This is a genomic window from Kiritimatiellia bacterium (assembly GCA_026417735.1).
Taxonomy (GTDB): Bacteria; Verrucomicrobiota; Kiritimatiellia; order PWTM01; family PWTM01; genus CAACVY01.
Window position 1 is genome coordinate 197,773 of the sequence record JAOACR010000020.1, and the last position, 14,822, is coordinate 212,594.

Genomic DNA, 14,822 nt, shown 5'->3' on the forward strand with positions numbered 1-14,822 from the left:
GGCGGCCAATGCACAGCTCGCACGAACTCGAAGAGGGGCGGACCCTCTCGCTCGACTTCTCGAAACTGGCGGCCGCCGCCGCACGATGCGATGGGCTGCTGCCCGTCGCCGTGCAGCACGCCGACAGCGGCGAGGTGCTGCTGGTGGCCTACACCAACGAAACCGCATTCCGCCGCGCGGTGGCCACGGGCCGCCTTGTGCTCTGGAGCACATCTCGCAACGAGCTCTGGGAAAAAGGGGCGACTTCGGGCGAAACTTTTGAGCTCCTCGAGGTCCGCGTGAACTGCGAACAGAACTCGCTGCTGTATCGCGTGCGGCCGCGCCGCGGCGGCATCTGCCACACGCGCAACGCCGAGGGGCGACCGCGCTCGAGCTGCTTCTACCGCCGGCTGAACCCCGCCACCGGCGAACTGGAGAATCTCGATCCATGAGCGACATCGGCCCTACGCTCAGCGGTGGCCTGCGGTTGCACCCCGGCCCGCGGGAGTTTCGCGAACGCGCGGCGCGCGGCACCCTCGTGCCCGTCTGGGTCGAACTGCTCGCCGATGAGGAGACGCCGCTTTCCGCCTACGCCCGGGTGCGGAGGGTGCTGCGGCAGCGCGACCACGCCTCCCACACGTTCCTGCTCGAAAGCGTGGAGGGAGGCGAACGGGTGGGGCGCTATTCGTTCATCGGCGGCGCACCCCGCGCGATCGTTCGCGCGTGGGGCCGGCGCGTCCGCGTGCAGCATCCCGATGGATCCAGCCTCGAACTGCCGGAGGGTGATCCGCTCGACGCGCTGCAGGGACTGATGGCGCGCTACCGACCGGTTGGGGATCCGTCGCTGCCGCCGTTCGTCGGCGGCGCGGTCGGGTTTCTCGGCTACGATCTCATCCGCGTCTTTGAGCCACGCGTGCCGGTGCGCGAGGACCAGGCGCTGCGCGCGCCAGACATGGTGTTCATGATCACCGATGCGCTGCTGGTCTTCGACCGCGCCCGGCACAGCCTCCGCATCCTCGCGAACGCCGACACCACAGAAGGCGCCGACCGCGCCTACGACCAAGCCGCGGCGACCATTGAATCGCTCGCCGCCGCCCTGCGCGAGCCCGGCGAGAAACGCCTGACCGATGTCACCGCCGCCACGACGGTCCCCGAGCCCCGCTCGACGATGTCCCGTGACGAGTTCGAGGAGTCCGTCCGCCGCGCACAGGATCACATCCGCGCCGGCGACATCATTCAAGTCGTGCTCTCACAGCGTTTCGAAACGGCCTTCGCCGGCGATTCGCTCGATGTCTACCGCGCGCTGCGATGGATCAACCCCTCGCCGTACATGTTCCTGCTCGATCTGGGCGAGAGCGCAATGATCGGCAGTTCGCCGGAGGTGCACGTCCGCTGCATCGGCGGAAACGCCACGATCCGCCCGATCGCCGGCACCCGTCCCCGCGCCGCGTCGCCGGAGGAGGATGCGCGGCTTGAGCGCGAGCTGCTCGCCGACCCGAAAGAACGGGCCGAGCACATCATGCTGGTGGACCTGGCCCGCAACGACCTGGGGCGCGTCTGTGAGCCCGGGTCGGTTCGGGTACCGGAACTGATGACGGTGGAACGCTACAGCCATGTGATGCACATCGTGTCGGACGTCACCGGACGTCTGGCGGCGGACCACAACGTCTACGACCTGATGCGCGCGACGTTTCCCGCCGGCACCGTCACCGGCGCACCCAAAATCCGCGCGATGGAAATCATCGCGGACCTCGAGCGCTCGCGCCGCGGACCCTACGCGGGCGCGGTGGGCTATTTCGGCTTCGACGGCAACCTCGATTCCTGCATCACGATCCGCACCATCATCCTCGATGAAGGCCGAGCCTATGTGCAGGCCGGCGCCGGCATCGTCGCGGATTCGGACCCGGTGCGGGAGTACGAGGAGACCCGGAACAAGGCCCGGGCGATGCTGCACGCGCTGGCGCTCGCGCAGCGGTTCGCGGCCGGAGAGAGCCTCCCATGATCCTCGTCATCGACAACTACGACTCGTTCACCTGGAACCTCGTTCAGTACCTCGCCGAACTCGGTGCACATCCGCGCGTGCTGCGCAACGACGCGATCGACGCCGCCGGACTTCTGGCACTGGCACCGGAGCGGCTGATCATCAGCCCCGGCCCCGGCTCCCCTGACGACGCCGGTATCTCCTGCGAAGCGATCCGCCGGCTGGCCGGCCGCGTGCCAATTCTCGGCGTGTGCCTCGGCCACCAGTGCATCGGCCAGGTCTTCGGCGGCCGGATCGTTCGCGCCGCCCGGTTGATGCACGGCAAAACCTCGTGGATTCACCATCGCGGCGAAGGCATTCTCGCCGGCCTCCCTGAGCCGTTCGAGGCCACGCGGTACCACTCGTTGCTGATCGAACGGTCCTCTCTGCCCTCTTGCCTGCGTATCACTGGCGAGACCGACGAAGGCGAGATCATGGCCGTCCAGCACGTCGAATGGCCAGTGTACGGCGTCCAGTTCCACCCCGAGTCCATTCTGACCAAGGACGGCAAGCGTATTTTGAAGAACTTCCTCGAAATCCCCGTCCGCACGACGTCCTCGGGAGGTTGAACGATGGTCCCGATCACCGTCAGCTACCTGGGCAATCTCCGGTGCGAAGCGACGCATGGTCCCTCCGGCAGCCGCATCGAAACCGATGCGCCCGCGGATAACCACGGGCGCGCGGAGCGCTTCTCCCCCACCGATCTGGTCGCCACCGCGCTCGGCAGCTGCATGCTGACCATGCTCGGCATCTACGCGCGCGAACGTGGATGGGACCTGACGGGCAGCCGTGCGGAAGTTTTGAAAATCATGGGCGGGCCGCCCCGCCGGATCACCCAAATCCAGGTGCGTCTGCACATGCCGATCGCGCTGGCACCGGCCGACCGGAGAGAACTGGAGAACCTCGCCCGCGGCTGCCCGGTCGCCCGCAGTTTGCACCCGGAGCTCCGCACGGACATCACCTTCCACTGGCCGCGCGGCTGAGCACCCCCCGACTCAGCGTGCCGCCTCCCGAGGCCCGCGCACCGCGTAGAGGCGCCGCATCGTCGCCACATACAGCCGCCCGTGCGCCGCCGCCGGCGTGCCCCAGATCGCACTGTCGAGCCGCGTCTCACCCAGCGCCCGGCCTGCGCGGTCCGCCGACCATGCGTACAGCGTGCCGCGATGCGTCCCGACGTACACGCGACCATCGGCGACCAGGGGCGAGCCCGAGACCTCACCATCCAGCTCGCGGACCCACACCCCCTCCCCCGTCGCCGCATCCACCGCGTGAAGGCGGCCGCTGCTGTCCGGCACAAACACCAGGCCCGCGAGCACGGCCGGCGTCGAGAGACAGTGCCGAACCAGCGGATACCGCCATCGCTCGCGCAGCTGAATTTCTCCGTTCTCCACACTCGGCTCGACACGCACCAACCACGCCTCTCGCTTGCCCCACCAACGGTCGCCACCCACCGTGACGAAAATCGCACCCGCCACGCACACCGGCATCCCGTGAATGGTGGAGGGGCCGCCCGCCTCGCGTCGCCCGTTCCATTCGCAGGCACGCTCCTTCGCCGTCCCCGGGTCCAGATCGAGCCGCGCAACGCAGCGCAACACCACCGGCGCAGACTCGGGCGGCGGCGATGGGAGCGCTTCGAACATGTACACCACCGCATCGGCACCGCCGAACACCAGATGCGGCCGTCCTGCCAGCTCCATCATCGCCGGCGAGGACCACTGGCAGTGTACGATCCGGGGGCCGATGCGTTCTCCGTCCCTCGCGAGCAGCCGGCCAGTGCGCGCGTCCACCGCGATCAGCGTCGCCGCTTCGGGGTGGCGGATCCGCCGGTGAGTGTTGTCCACCCCGTTGCAGGTGTTCAGATACGCGACATCCCCCACCAGCAGCACCGACGCGTGCCCCGCGTCATGCGTGTAAATGCCCGCCGCCACCTTCAAATCCAGCCGCCAGATCACGTCCGCATCGAGCCCGCCCAGCGGCACCGGCTCCTCTCCCTCCGGTGTCAGCAGCGCCGCCTCCTCGGTGAACGGCCCGTCATTGCCATTCGCCAGCCCCGCGGCGTCCAGACACAGCAACTCGCCACGGTTGTCCAGTACCCACAGTCGATCGCCCTCGACGGTCGGCGGCGAACAAAGACCCGCGCCGGGCCAGTCCAGATACACGTCGCCCGTCCGCTTCGGCGTGACCAGCTGCCAGAGCAGCCGACCATCCGCCTCGTCAAAACACATCAACACACCACGGTCGCCAACCCGGCGCGCGTCACGCGGCCGCCGGTTGTTTGTGCCGACCAACACCCGTCCGCCGGCGACAATCGGAGACCCGTACGTCTCGTGGCCGAGCTCCGCCACCCAGGCGACATCCTCCGGCGAATCGACCCGAAACGCCGCCGGTAGATTGGTCGCGGATGAGACCATGTTGCGCGTCCATCGCTCGCCCCACTGCGCCGCAGCGGCGGGCGTCCGCATGCCGACCGCCAGCGCGATCACCACCGGCGCCGCCACGCGTCTCCGCCCGCCTGCGGACCGGCCGATGGCCTTCATGCGCCTCCCGGCGGCTGCGCCGCACGGGCGGTCCCCGCCGTCCAAAACGGCGGCGCGGTCACGGTCGCCGGCAACCGTGTGCGCTCACTCACGACCTCAACCTCGCGACCCTCTTCGGTGAGATCGGCGTCGAGATAGGCCAAAGCCACCCCGACCCCGAGGCTCGGCGCAAACGCGCCGCTGGTCACCCTGCCGGCAGCGCGCTCACCCACACACACCGCCGCGCCCGCCCGAGCGGCGCGTCGCCCGTGGAACCGCAGCCCCGTTAGATACCGATTGCAGCCCCGTTCCAGGTCGCGTCGGACCGCCTCCCGACCAATGAACTCCTTCCCAAGATCCACAAACGCGCCACGCGAGGCGGCCACCGGCGTCTGCTCCACCGAGAGCTCGTGACCGTACAACGGATAGCCCATTTCCAGGCGCAGCGTGTCACGCGCGCCCAACCCGGCCGGCGAGGCTCCCCCGGCCAGCAGGCGCCGCCAGAGCTCCACGGTCGCTTCCGCCGGCAGATAAACCTCATAGCCCCACTCGCCCGTGTAGCCCGTGCGACTGATCACCATCGGCCGCCCCTCCCACTCGGTCTCTGTCAGACGAAAGTATTTCAACGGTGGCGCCGCACGGCCGAGCGCCGCCGCCAGCACACGCCACGCGGCGGGCCCTTGCACATCCAGCTTGCCCAGCTCGCCTGACCGGTCACGCAATCGGGTGCCCGCGGAGACCCGCGCGCAAATCCACTGCCAGTCCGAGGCGCGCGGACCCGCATTCACGATGAGCCAGAAGCGATCCGGTGCCAGCCGATAACAGGTCAGATCATCGAGCACGCCGCCGTCATCACGCAGCAGGTAACCATATCGGCACTGCCCGACCGCGAGCGTGCTGATCCGCATCGTCAATAGGCGTTCCAAATCCGCCTCAGCGGATGGACCGCTCAGCTCGAACTCTCCCATGTGGCAGGTGTCGAACACGCCGCAGGCGGTCCGCACGCTCTGGTGCTCCGCGAGAATGCCGGTGTACTGCAGCGGCATCTGCCAACCCGCGAATTCCACAATCCGAGCGCCCAACGCGCGATGCTCTTCGTACAGCGGCGTGCGCATGCGGGTCAGTCTAGCGGTCCTTCCCGACGGGCGCGACGTGCGTTCGCACTAGAGGTCGAGCCCCAGCGATTTCAACCGCCAGTAGTCACGGGTCCACTTCTCGCGCACTTCCACATGGAGCGCCACCCGGACCGGCCGCTCCAGGAGCGCCTGCAGCTCCGCCTCCGACGCGCGCCGCACCGCCCGCAACATGCGGCCCTTCTCCCCGATCACAATCGGCTTCTGGCTGCTGCGCTCCACCCAGATGTCCGCGTACACCTCCAAAGCTCCATCCGCTCCGTCCCGTACCTCCGTCACGCTGACCGCAACCCGGTGTGGCAGCTCATCCCGTAGACGGTGGATGAGCTTCTCTCGAATAATGTCCGCAAAGAACAGCTTTTGCGGAAAGTCCGTGAGCACATCCGGCGGAAACAGGGGCGGCCCCACGGGCAGCCGTTCGAAGAGCAGCTCCAGCAAACGGTCCAGGCCCTCTCCGGTCACCGCCGAGCATTCCACCCAGGCCGGCTCCGGCGGCATCGGAGTGCGATCCGCCGCCGCCCGCGCCCAGCTCTCCCGCATCGCCCCCGCGCTCCGAACGCCGAGATCGCACTTGTTCAGAGCGATCACCACCGGCGGCGCCGGCGGCTCCAGCGCGGCGAGCCTCTGCATCCAGCCCTCATCCTCCTCGCGCGGCGGCAGCGAACCATCCACAACCAGCAGCACCACATCCGCCCCCTCGGCGGACTTGCGCGCGGTGCGATTAATCCAGCGCCCAAGCTCCGACTCCGCCTTCAACACGCCCGGCGTGTCCGTTAGCACGATCTGGCCACGCTCCTCGGTGCGGATCGCGCGAATGCGATGCCAAGTTGTCTGCGCGACGGGACTGACGATCGTCACCTTCTCGCCGACCAGGGAGTTCACCAGCGACGACTTCCCCACGTTCGCCCTGCCCACCACCGCAACAACACCCGATCGCATCGGCACGGCGCCCTCCGCACCGTGTCCCTCGGTCGGCACCACCAGCGGCGCCCCGCCGTTCGGCTCCGCAACTGGGTTCATCGCTCCCACCCCCTCAGTCGACGACTCGCCGCTTCCAACAACTCTCGCTCACGCCGCGTGAGCGCCCGCAGCCCGCCCCGCGCGACCTTGTCGAGGATCCGGTCCACGTCCTCCGAGCCCGCGTCGGAACATCCTCGGGGGTGCTCCCACCGCCTCCCCCATCGCCGCAAACCATCGCCGATCCCCCATGTGCCGCCCACCACGGTTCGCGTGTACACCGCACCGGCGAGCGCACCGGCCAGGTGCGCCGAGTGCGCCACACCGCCCTGAAAGCCCTCCACGAGGTACACCAGTTCGAGCAACATGACGCCCAGCACCATCAGCCAAGCCGGCAGTGTGAAGAACGGCAACAGCAACAACATCATCGGCCGGCGGGGGTGGAGCGTCGCAAATGCGGCCATCACACCAAACACTGCCCCCGAAGCGCCCAGGCACGGATGGCGGTCCAACAGCACGTAACCGAGACCGCCCAGCACCCCGCTGCCAGCATACAGCGCCGCAAAACGGCCAGGGCCCAGCGCCCGTGCGACCTCCGGCCCGAGCAACGCAAGCCCGATCATGTTCATCAACAGATGGCCGGGACTTCCGTGCAATAGCTGATAGGTCGCGAACTGCCAGAGCCGGCCGCTCTGGACGCCTCCGCGCGACAGCGCCAGCTCGCGAAGAATCCATGCGGCGCCGCCCGCACGCCATGCGAACAGCTGAGCGAGATACGCCGCCACCGTCGCACCGACGATCGCCCAGACAATCCGGCCGCGGTCGCGCTCCCAGTTCCAAGCTCGATCGAACTCGCTCACCACATCCATGATAACCGCCCGCCGTGACCAGACCGAACCCGGTGCCGCCGGTTGCGACCACCCCGCCGCACCCTACAATGGTCGCGATGCAGTCGCCACGCCCCAGAGATCGCCGGACCTGGCGCGATACGCTCCGCTATCTGCTGCTGCAGCGCGATACTCCGGAAAGCATCGCGCTGGGCGTCGCGCTCGGCACGTTCATTGCGATGACGCCCACCCTCGGCGTACAAATCATCCTCGCGCTCGCCGCCGCTTCGTTGCTGAACGCGAATCGTCTTGCCGCGCTGCCCCCACTGGCGATCACCAATGCGCTCACCGCCGGTCCCATCTACGGTCTCGAGTGCTGGATTGGCGCCCAGTTCCTTCCGCGCACGTGCGCCGCGGATCTGCTCGAGCGATGGGCCCTGCTGCGTGACCTCATCGCCCGCCGCGACTTCCACGCGTACCTTGACCACTGGCGGGACGTTGCAAAAATCGGATGGGACCTTTGGTTGGCGATGTGGATCGGCAGCCTGCTGGTCGGCGGCGTGATGGCAATCGCCGCCTACTGGCTGACGCTCGCCATTGTCCGCGCTCATCGGCGTCGCCGGGCCATCCGGCTGCGCGGCAGCACAGCCGAGACCGCGCAGCGCTGAGCGCGCTTCAGCCTCCCCCGATGGCGAGCCGGGCCTTGAGCTTCGCCGGATGGCGCAGCAGCCGCCTCACCGTCAGCGCGTCGAGCTTCGCGACTGTCTCCTCCGGCACGCCCAGCGCCACAAGCCGCCGCCGCTGCACGCGCTCACGCCGCCGTCGCTCCGCCGGCGTCTTCTTCGGCCGGGAGCGGTTCTTGTTCCGGATCGTCCGCTGAGTCAAATGCTTCGCCATGCCCACACCTCAACTCGCCGCCCCGCTCCGCGAGGGCGGAGGCGCTCTTGTACTCGGCCGGAAACCTCCCGTCAACCAACCACACCAGCTCTCCGCCCACCCACCCCCCCGGGCTGGCCGCCCCAGCACTCCAGAAAGCCACCCAACCTTTGTGAGCCCCCACTGGTCCCTCGCCCCCCAGCCGCCGCTGTCACACCGCCGGCCTGCCGCGCCACCGGTCGGGTATTCCTCCGATCCTTGGACCCCCAATTCGCCGGCCACCCAGGATTTGGAGAACTCCTTGCGCCGCAGCAACGAACACCCCGCGGCAAACCGATCCCCTCCACCCAGTCTGTAGCTCGGCCCGCCGAGTGAAATACACCGCCCGCTTCCCTCCACCCAGCAGAGCAGCCCGCGCCGGAGGTTCGAATATGACAAAAATGAACTTTCTGCCATCCCTGTGTTGACAACCACTTGGGCTGGCAGTAGTAGTCTTCACGTGGATCAAGTCGAAAGCACGGCGGTTCCCGAGATCCTGGTCTGCTGGGACCAGGAAGAGACGGCGCAGGATCGGCGCGGGTTTCGGTGCTGTCCATTGGGCGTTCAGTTCTACACGCGGCGTCCCCTCGCGATGTTCAAGATTCTGATGCTCGACCTGTGTCTTCCCGACGGTGCGGGGCAGGAACAGCGCGCGAAGTGCGAGGGCATTGTGGTGCACACCGCCCCGGACACCGCCCGCGGACTGCACCGGATCTGGGTGTTGTTCACTAACATGCCGGAAGAGTTTCGGCGCCGCTTGCAGTGCTGGTCGAAAGAAGCCGGCACCCAATGCCCACACTGCATGAACTACTGAAGCTCGCGGTCGAACGCGGCGCCTCCGATCTGCATCTGGTCCCCGACCGGCCACCGATGTTGCGCATCGCGCAGGAGCTGGTGCCTGCCGCTCCCGATCCCGTTACGGCGGCGGACGTGGCGGCTGCGGCCGAAGCGCTGTTGCCGCCGCACCTGCGGGACGGGTTCCGCACGCGACGGGAAGCCGACTTTTCACACATGGAGCCCGGCGTGGGGCGCTTCCGCGTGAACGTGTTTGTCGCGACCGGCAACTGCACGATCTCGATGCGACATGTGAAAGACCGCGTCCCGTCGTTTGAGGAGCTCCACCTGCCGCCACAAATTCGGGCGATCGCAATGTTCCCGCGCGGTATCGTGCTGGCCACCGGCACGACCGGCTGCGGGAAGTCCACAACGCTGGCCGCGATCATCGAACATATCAACACCCACCTGGTGCGCCGAATCGTGACGATCGAAGACCCGATCGAATACCTCTTCCGCCCCGCTCGCTCGGTGATCTCCCAGCGCGAGGTCGGCATCGACACGCAGTCCTTTCACGCGGCGCTCAAACATGTGCTCCGGCAGGATCCAGACGTGATCATGATCGGCGAAATGCGAGATGCGGAGAGCTTCGTCGCGGCCCTCTCGGCAGCCCAGACCGGTCATCTGGTGTTCAGCACACTGCACACCGGCACCGCGGCGCAGGCGATCCCCCGCATCCTCGACTTCTTTCCAGCCAGCGAGCGCGACTCGGTCCGCATGGCGCTCGCGGACAATCTGCGAGCGGTCTTCTGCCAGCGTCTGGTTCCCTCCACCGATGGAGGTGTGCGTCCCGCCGTCGAAATCCTGATCGTGACACCGACCGTCCGCAAACTCATCGAGCAGAACCGGCTGGATAAGCTGCCCGCCGCAATCGAAACCGGCACCGAGGACGGAATGCAGACATTCAACCAGTCGCTGTATGCGATGATCCGCGCCGGAGAGGTCACGGAAGAAGTCGCGCTGCGGTACGCGAGCAATCCGGAAGCGCTGCGCATGAATCTCAAGGGCGTTTTCCTCGACGAGGCGCGCCGCATCCTGTCCACCTGAGCGGCGCCGGCCGCGGACACCGCGCGATTACGGTGTATCCGCCTCCCGGGTCGCGTCAAACACTGCCCGCAGACGTGGATCGTCCAGATCGAGACGGTACAACAGCTGGTTGTAATCGTACCGCGGAATGGCGAACGGTGCTCCGGAGAACGTCTCCGCGAACGTCCCTTCAAAGTAAATGTAACGGCCGGCCGCCTCGTCCAGAAAATCGTGGTGTACGGGATTGTAAAAAGAGTAGGACGGGTGCGTCGCCACCTTGACCGCGCGACACCACGGACCGGTGGAGTCCGGAGCTTCGGAATACCACACCTCGCCGAGAAACGACTCCGTCCCGCCGCTCTCCACGAAGATCATCACCCACCGGCGACGATACCCATTCCAACGGACGGAACCGGCGTGGGGCCGGATCAGCCGACCGCCCGCGTCGCGAAGCTGCAGCCGGGCCGCCCCCGCCGTCAGGGCGCCGTGCTGGATCGCTTCGCGTTCCCTTTCCGGCGTGCCGGGCTCGCCGGTGGCTCCCCATCCCCACGCGCCGTTGCGGATCGCGAAACACTCATAGGCTGCCGGGTTCGTCACCGCTTCGAAACGCGCCGGCACGCGGACGGTCGCAAACGGCTGCGCAAACAGCACCCAGTCACCCACCCGTACCGCCTGCCCTGCCGGATGGCGCCAGCCCACCGATTCGCCATACTCGAACAGCCGGCGCAGCGAACAGCGCTCCTCGTCCCACTCCGCCAAGCCGTGCCCCAGCTGCCGTTCCAGACTTTTCATCCTCGCGTACCGCACAACCAGCCGCTGTCTCCCGCTCGCATCCGGCACACTACAGGCGCCATCCACCCAGACCATGCCCTCTCCAAAATCCGGCGCCATCGGCCGCACAAACCCCTCTTCGCTCTCCCAGTACCGCAGCATCGCACCAAGGTCCTGCGGCGGGGAGCCGGGCGCAGGTAGGGCGGATACCGCCCCCGTCGTGTGGAAGTTGCCCAGCGGGTGAGACGCGCGGCTCGTATCGCCCCAAAACCAATGGATCTGCCCACGGTGGACCACCGCCTGAACCGAATCCTGCCCCACCACCCCTCCACGCACCGGCGGCTCGCTCACGGGAACCGTGTGCCCGAGCAGTTGCGAGTCCCGATACCGTCCCGCGCCGGTAATCCGCCCGATTCGCTCCGCGATGTTCGTGCGCACCAGCCGCACCTCCGCACGGCCTCCCGGCCGGACGTCCAGCGCCTGCCCCTCCATCCCGAACCCATCCCGCGGAGCGACATAACCGGGGCTTCGTATGAAAAAGAACACCCGGCCGGACATCCACCCCGGCTCATCAAACGCAACCCGTCCCGCGTTGTCGGTCCAGTACCGGACCTGATGCACCGTCCGCAGTTCGACCAGCGGAACCCCCCGCCCGGTCACCGCGTCTCGAACATGAATTTCAAACGGCTGCGCGGCCGCGACCGCTGTGATCAGTGCACCGCTCAGAGCCATCCGTGGTCCCGATACCATCGGGCAATATCCTCCACCTCCTCCTCAAAACTTCGCGCGGGACGGAAGCCAAGTTCGCGCGCCGCTTTCGATGCGTCAAAGTGACGATTCTTCGTAAAGAAGTCCACGCGCCGGCGAAAGATGGGGGGCCGAATGTTCAGCGGCGTACAGATCGCCTCGCACATCGTTCCGAGCCACTGCAGCGGCTTCACCGGCAGGCGCCAGCGGGGCGGCGGCACCCCGAGCACCGACGCGATCTTGCGCGCCATCACGTCGAGCGGCACCGCCCGTTCACCGGCGATGATGTACACCTCACCATTGAGGTCCTCGCGCGCCATTGCCAACTGGAACGCCCGGCTGAGATCCCGCACGTCGACGAAGTGCACATGCTTGCACGGCCCCACATAAAAAAAACGCCGACGCGCGATCATCCGAAACATCTTCAGGTTCCGCGTGTCACCCGGGCCGTAGATCATCGCCGGACGGATGACCACGCCGCGAATGCGCCCCGAACGGAAGTAGTCCAGCGCAATCAGCTCGCCAGCCAGTTTCGAACGCTGATACGCGTCACCGGGATTGTACGGAGAGGTCTCGGTGCCCGGGGGGTCACGGACGTCGCCCAGCACGCCCACCGTCGAACAGTGAATGAACCGGCGCACGCCAGCCTCGATCGAAGCATCGAGCATCCGTCGCGTTCCTTCGGCGTTGATGTCGTGATACACGCGCTCCGGGAATCCAGCCTGACGATAGAGAGCCGCAATGTGATACACACGCGTGCAGCCGCGTACCGCCCGCCGAAGCGAGTCCGCGTCGCGCAGGTCCGCCTCGACAATCGGCACACCGAGCCGCTCAAGTTCGCCGGCGCGGCGCCGATCCCGTACCATCGCCCGGACCGGAACGCCCTGCGCAACCAAATCGGCCGTCAGCACGCCGCCCACGTAGCCGGCCGCCCCCGTCACGAGCGTCAGTTCGCCGTTCGAGACCGCCATCCGTCACCCCCGTTCTCGCACCGGCCGCTGCAGCGGCGGCCGCATTTCGGAGTCTGTGTTCTCTGCCATTCAGCCGCAAGCGCGGCGCAGATATCGCTCACAGGGTCAACGTGATTTCCGCCGTTGCGCCGGCGCGCAGAGGAATCGTGATGATGGCGTCCAAGCTTTTTCCATCCGCAATCGCCCGCACCCGATGGGTGCCCCGCCATACCCGGACGCGAACCGTCCCCGTGGAATCGGTGGTGGCGGTGGCATCCGTCCACCATTCACCGCGGATCAACCTCATCAGACGCTCATATACCGGCTTCGGGCTCATGTCCGCCCGCAACCAGCCGGCCGGCGCGCGCTTCCAAGCCCCCCGATCGCTGAAATCCCACCATGTAATCGCCTCCACCTGAGGGTGGCTGAACAACACCCGATAGGCTTGCTCGACGTAGTCGGCCTGTGCGGCCTCACCCTCTGGCGTCGTAGGCCATTCTCCCGCCTCATAGCGCTCTTTCACCGGCACCCCCCGCGCCCGAGCGCCGCTGACCACCGTCATCTCGGTGAAATGAATCGGGCGGCCGAACACGGCGAAGCGTTCGGTCACTTCCCAGAGACGCTCGAGAGACCAGGGGCCATCATGCATGTGTGACTGCAGCCCGATCGCGTCGGGGAGCGCATTCGAGGCCGCGAGCGTCCGCAGAAGCCGTTCGTTGCGCGCGCTGACGTCGAAATCGTTGTAGAGCAACACCGTATCCGGCGTCGCCACCTCCCGCGCCCAGCGCAACGCCGTCATCACCGGCAGGGCGGGGCCATCACGCCGTACCCAGTCTCCGATTCCGGTGCCACGGTGCGCCGGTGCCGCCGCAGCGTTCGCCTCGTTCCAAACATCCCAGTAGCGAATCCACTTCTGATAGCGGGGGATCAGCTGGCGGACGCGCGCTTCCAGCAGCGGGATGGCCTCTTCTGCGGAGACAGGCGCCCAACGCGGCCACACCTCATGCCAACAAATCGGATGACCCTTCGCGGCGATTCCTCTCTCCTCACACCACCGGGCCATCGCCTCCAGCTTCGTCTCGTTTCTCTGTCCCCGCACCGGCTCGTAGGCGCCCCAGTAGAACGGCAGCGTCGCGTAATTCAGCAGCGCTCCAAATCGCCGCTGATACTCGCGCTGCCATGGCTCCGTGTTCGCGGGATCGAGTAGAAAAATGTTGCACCCAAAAAGAAAAGAGTGCTTTTGCTGGTGAACTTCCACCCGCGCCCCCCGCACCGGCCGCCCTGCTCCGTCGCGCACGCGGACCACCAGTTCGCACTGCCGCAACCGCCGCGTTCGCTCCGCAACCGCTGCCGGCGCCACCGCCGACCGTGCGTCTGCCAGCCGAGGGTCCGGACCGAGACGCTGTATCCGCAAATCTGCGATCTCCATCTCCCCCGTGCCGAAACCGGCTTGAATCCGAACCCACAGCTCGCCGGCCGCCCATGCCCGATCTGTCGTCTGGGTAACGCCGTACGGCCGCCACTCGGGAGACCACTCCGTCACAATCTCCGCCACATTTGCCCAGGGTGGGCCCGCCTGTTCTACAGCGACCCGCACGCGGTTGGAGGTCGGCGAACGCGCGACAAAGCTCAGCCCGATCCGTTCGCCTGCGGCCCACGCCGCACGCAATGGCTGTCCCACCTGCAACGAGTAAAACGGCTGCGCGGCTTCACGCACACGAATCCGCAATACGGATTCACCTCGGGGGCCGCTCGAGCGTTCCACCGTCCAGCGTCGATCACTCGGCAATTCAATTGAGCTCCACGACGAATCGAACAGGTCCTGAGCTCCTGCGCCACTGGCCGCGAGCACACCAACCAACAACCCCATCCGACGCGTTAGTTTCCAAACCACATCGGCACCTTTGACTCTCGTTTGGCTCATTCTAATCCCACCCGCACATCCCTTGGAAGCCCCCCCTCAGAAAGAATGCTCTGTCCCCATAACACCATTTTGGATTCTGACACCGGTTGCGTGGAGCTGAACGCTTCGTTCCTTTCGGTCGCCCGCAAGTAAACATCTCCGTCCCTCAGTTCGTCCCTCAGGCTTAGGCGTGAACATCTCCGTCCCTGGGGCGCTCGGGCGCTGGCATCTGTGTGCCTGTGGC

General features: G+C 67.0%; 14 protein-coding genes and 1 pseudogene. 7 read left to right on the plus strand and 8 right to left on the minus strand.

The features are described 5' to 3' along the window. Positions 1–8: 8 nt before the first annotated feature. The 4 genes from N2652_10720 to N2652_10735 are packed head-to-tail and all read left to right on the plus strand — an operon-like array spanning position 9 to position 2,982. Positions 9–431 carry a phosphoribosyl-AMP cyclohydrolase gene (locus N2652_10720; protein ID MCX7819658.1) on the plus strand — a complete coding sequence of 141 codons (423 nt, stop codon included), beginning with the start codon at positions 9–11 and terminating at the stop codon, positions 429–431. After that, positions 428–1,981 carry an anthranilate synthase component I gene (gene trpE, locus N2652_10725; protein MCX7819659.1) on the plus strand — a complete coding sequence of 518 codons (1,554 nt, stop codon included), beginning with the start codon at positions 428–430 and terminating at the stop codon, positions 1,979–1,981. The genes N2652_10720 and trpE overlap by 4 nt, the downstream gene beginning before the upstream one ends. After that, entirely contained in the window at positions 1,978–2,568 is a 591-nt protein-coding gene (locus N2652_10730; GenBank protein MCX7819660.1) for an aminodeoxychorismate/anthranilate synthase component II, read from the plus strand. Before trpE ends, N2652_10730 begins: the two co-directional genes overlap by 4 nt. A gap of 3 nt (positions 2,569–2,571) precedes the next feature. Next, positions 2,572–2,982 carry an OsmC family protein gene (locus tag N2652_10735; protein ID MCX7819661.1) on the plus strand — a complete coding sequence of 137 codons (411 nt, stop codon included), beginning with the start codon at positions 2,572–2,574 and terminating at the stop codon, positions 2,980–2,982. 12 nt (positions 2,983–2,994) lie between these two features. Here the strand turns inward: N2652_10735 and N2652_10740 are convergent, their stop codons facing one another. The 4 genes and pseudogenes from N2652_10740 to N2652_10755 all read right to left on the minus strand — a co-directional run bounded on the left by N2652_10740 (position 2,995) and on the right by N2652_10755 (position 7,465). Continuing rightward, positions 2,995–4,536: a PQQ-binding-like beta-propeller repeat protein gene (locus N2652_10740; protein MCX7819662.1), complete on the minus strand. Its 1,542-nt coding sequence runs from the start codon at positions 4,534–4,536 to the stop codon at positions 2,995–2,997. Next, positions 4,533–5,630, minus strand: a complete 1,098-nt coding sequence (gene gcvT, locus N2652_10745) for a glycine cleavage system aminomethyltransferase GcvT (GenBank protein ID MCX7819663.1) — start codon at positions 5,628–5,630, stop codon at positions 4,533–4,535. Before gcvT ends, N2652_10740 begins: the two co-directional genes overlap by 4 nt. Positions 5,631–5,678: 48 nt before the next feature. Continuing rightward, positions 5,679–6,587 (minus strand): annotated as a pseudogene (gene era / locus N2652_10750) (GTPase Era). Positions 6,588–6,664: 77 nt separating this feature from the next. Further along, on the minus strand, positions 6,665–7,465 hold the full coding sequence (locus tag N2652_10755; protein ID MCX7819664.1) for a rhomboid family intramembrane serine protease: 801 nt from the start codon (positions 7,463–7,465) through the stop codon (positions 6,665–6,667). A gap of 86 nt (positions 7,466–7,551) precedes the next feature. Between N2652_10755 and N2652_10760 the strand changes: the two genes are divergently transcribed. After that, a complete protein-coding gene (locus N2652_10760) occupies positions 7,552–8,100 on the plus strand; it encodes a DUF2062 domain-containing protein (protein MCX7819665.1) in 549 nt (182 codons plus the stop codon). 7 nt (positions 8,101–8,107) lie between these two features. On the opposite strand, the gene N2652_10765 is transcribed toward N2652_10760, so the two are convergent. Then, a complete protein-coding gene (locus N2652_10765; protein MCX7819666.1) occupies positions 8,108–8,329 on the minus strand; it encodes a hypothetical protein in 222 nt (73 codons plus the stop codon). Between the two features lie 478 nt (positions 8,330–8,807). On the opposite strand from N2652_10765, the gene N2652_10770 reads away from it, so the two are divergent. Then, complete coding sequence (locus N2652_10770) at positions 8,808–9,161, plus strand: hypothetical protein (protein ID MCX7819667.1); 354 nt, start codon at positions 8,808–8,810, stop codon at positions 9,159–9,161. Then, entirely contained in the window at positions 9,137–10,228 is a 1,092-nt protein-coding gene (locus tag N2652_10775) for a PilT/PilU family type 4a pilus ATPase (protein MCX7819668.1), read from the plus strand. The genes N2652_10770 and N2652_10775 overlap by 25 nt, the downstream gene beginning before the upstream one ends. Positions 10,229–10,255: 27 nt before the next feature. On the opposite strand, the gene N2652_10780 is transcribed toward N2652_10775, so the two are convergent. From N2652_10780 to N2652_10790, 3 genes are all read right to left on the minus strand, one after another. Then, positions 10,256–11,728 (minus strand): hypothetical protein, encoded by a 1,473-nt coding sequence (locus N2652_10780; protein MCX7819669.1) that lies wholly within the window; start codon positions 11,726–11,728, stop codon positions 10,256–10,258. Further along, entirely contained in the window at positions 11,701–12,696 is a 996-nt protein-coding gene (locus N2652_10785) for an NAD-dependent epimerase/dehydratase family protein (protein ID MCX7819670.1), read from the minus strand. The genes N2652_10780 and N2652_10785 overlap by 28 nt, the downstream gene beginning before the upstream one ends. A 97-nt stretch (positions 12,697–12,793) precedes the next feature. Continuing rightward, entirely contained in the window at positions 12,794–14,404 is a 1,611-nt protein-coding gene (locus N2652_10790) for an endo-1,4-beta-xylanase (GenBank protein ID MCX7819671.1), read from the minus strand. Between the last annotated feature and the right edge of the window lie 418 nt (positions 14,405–14,822).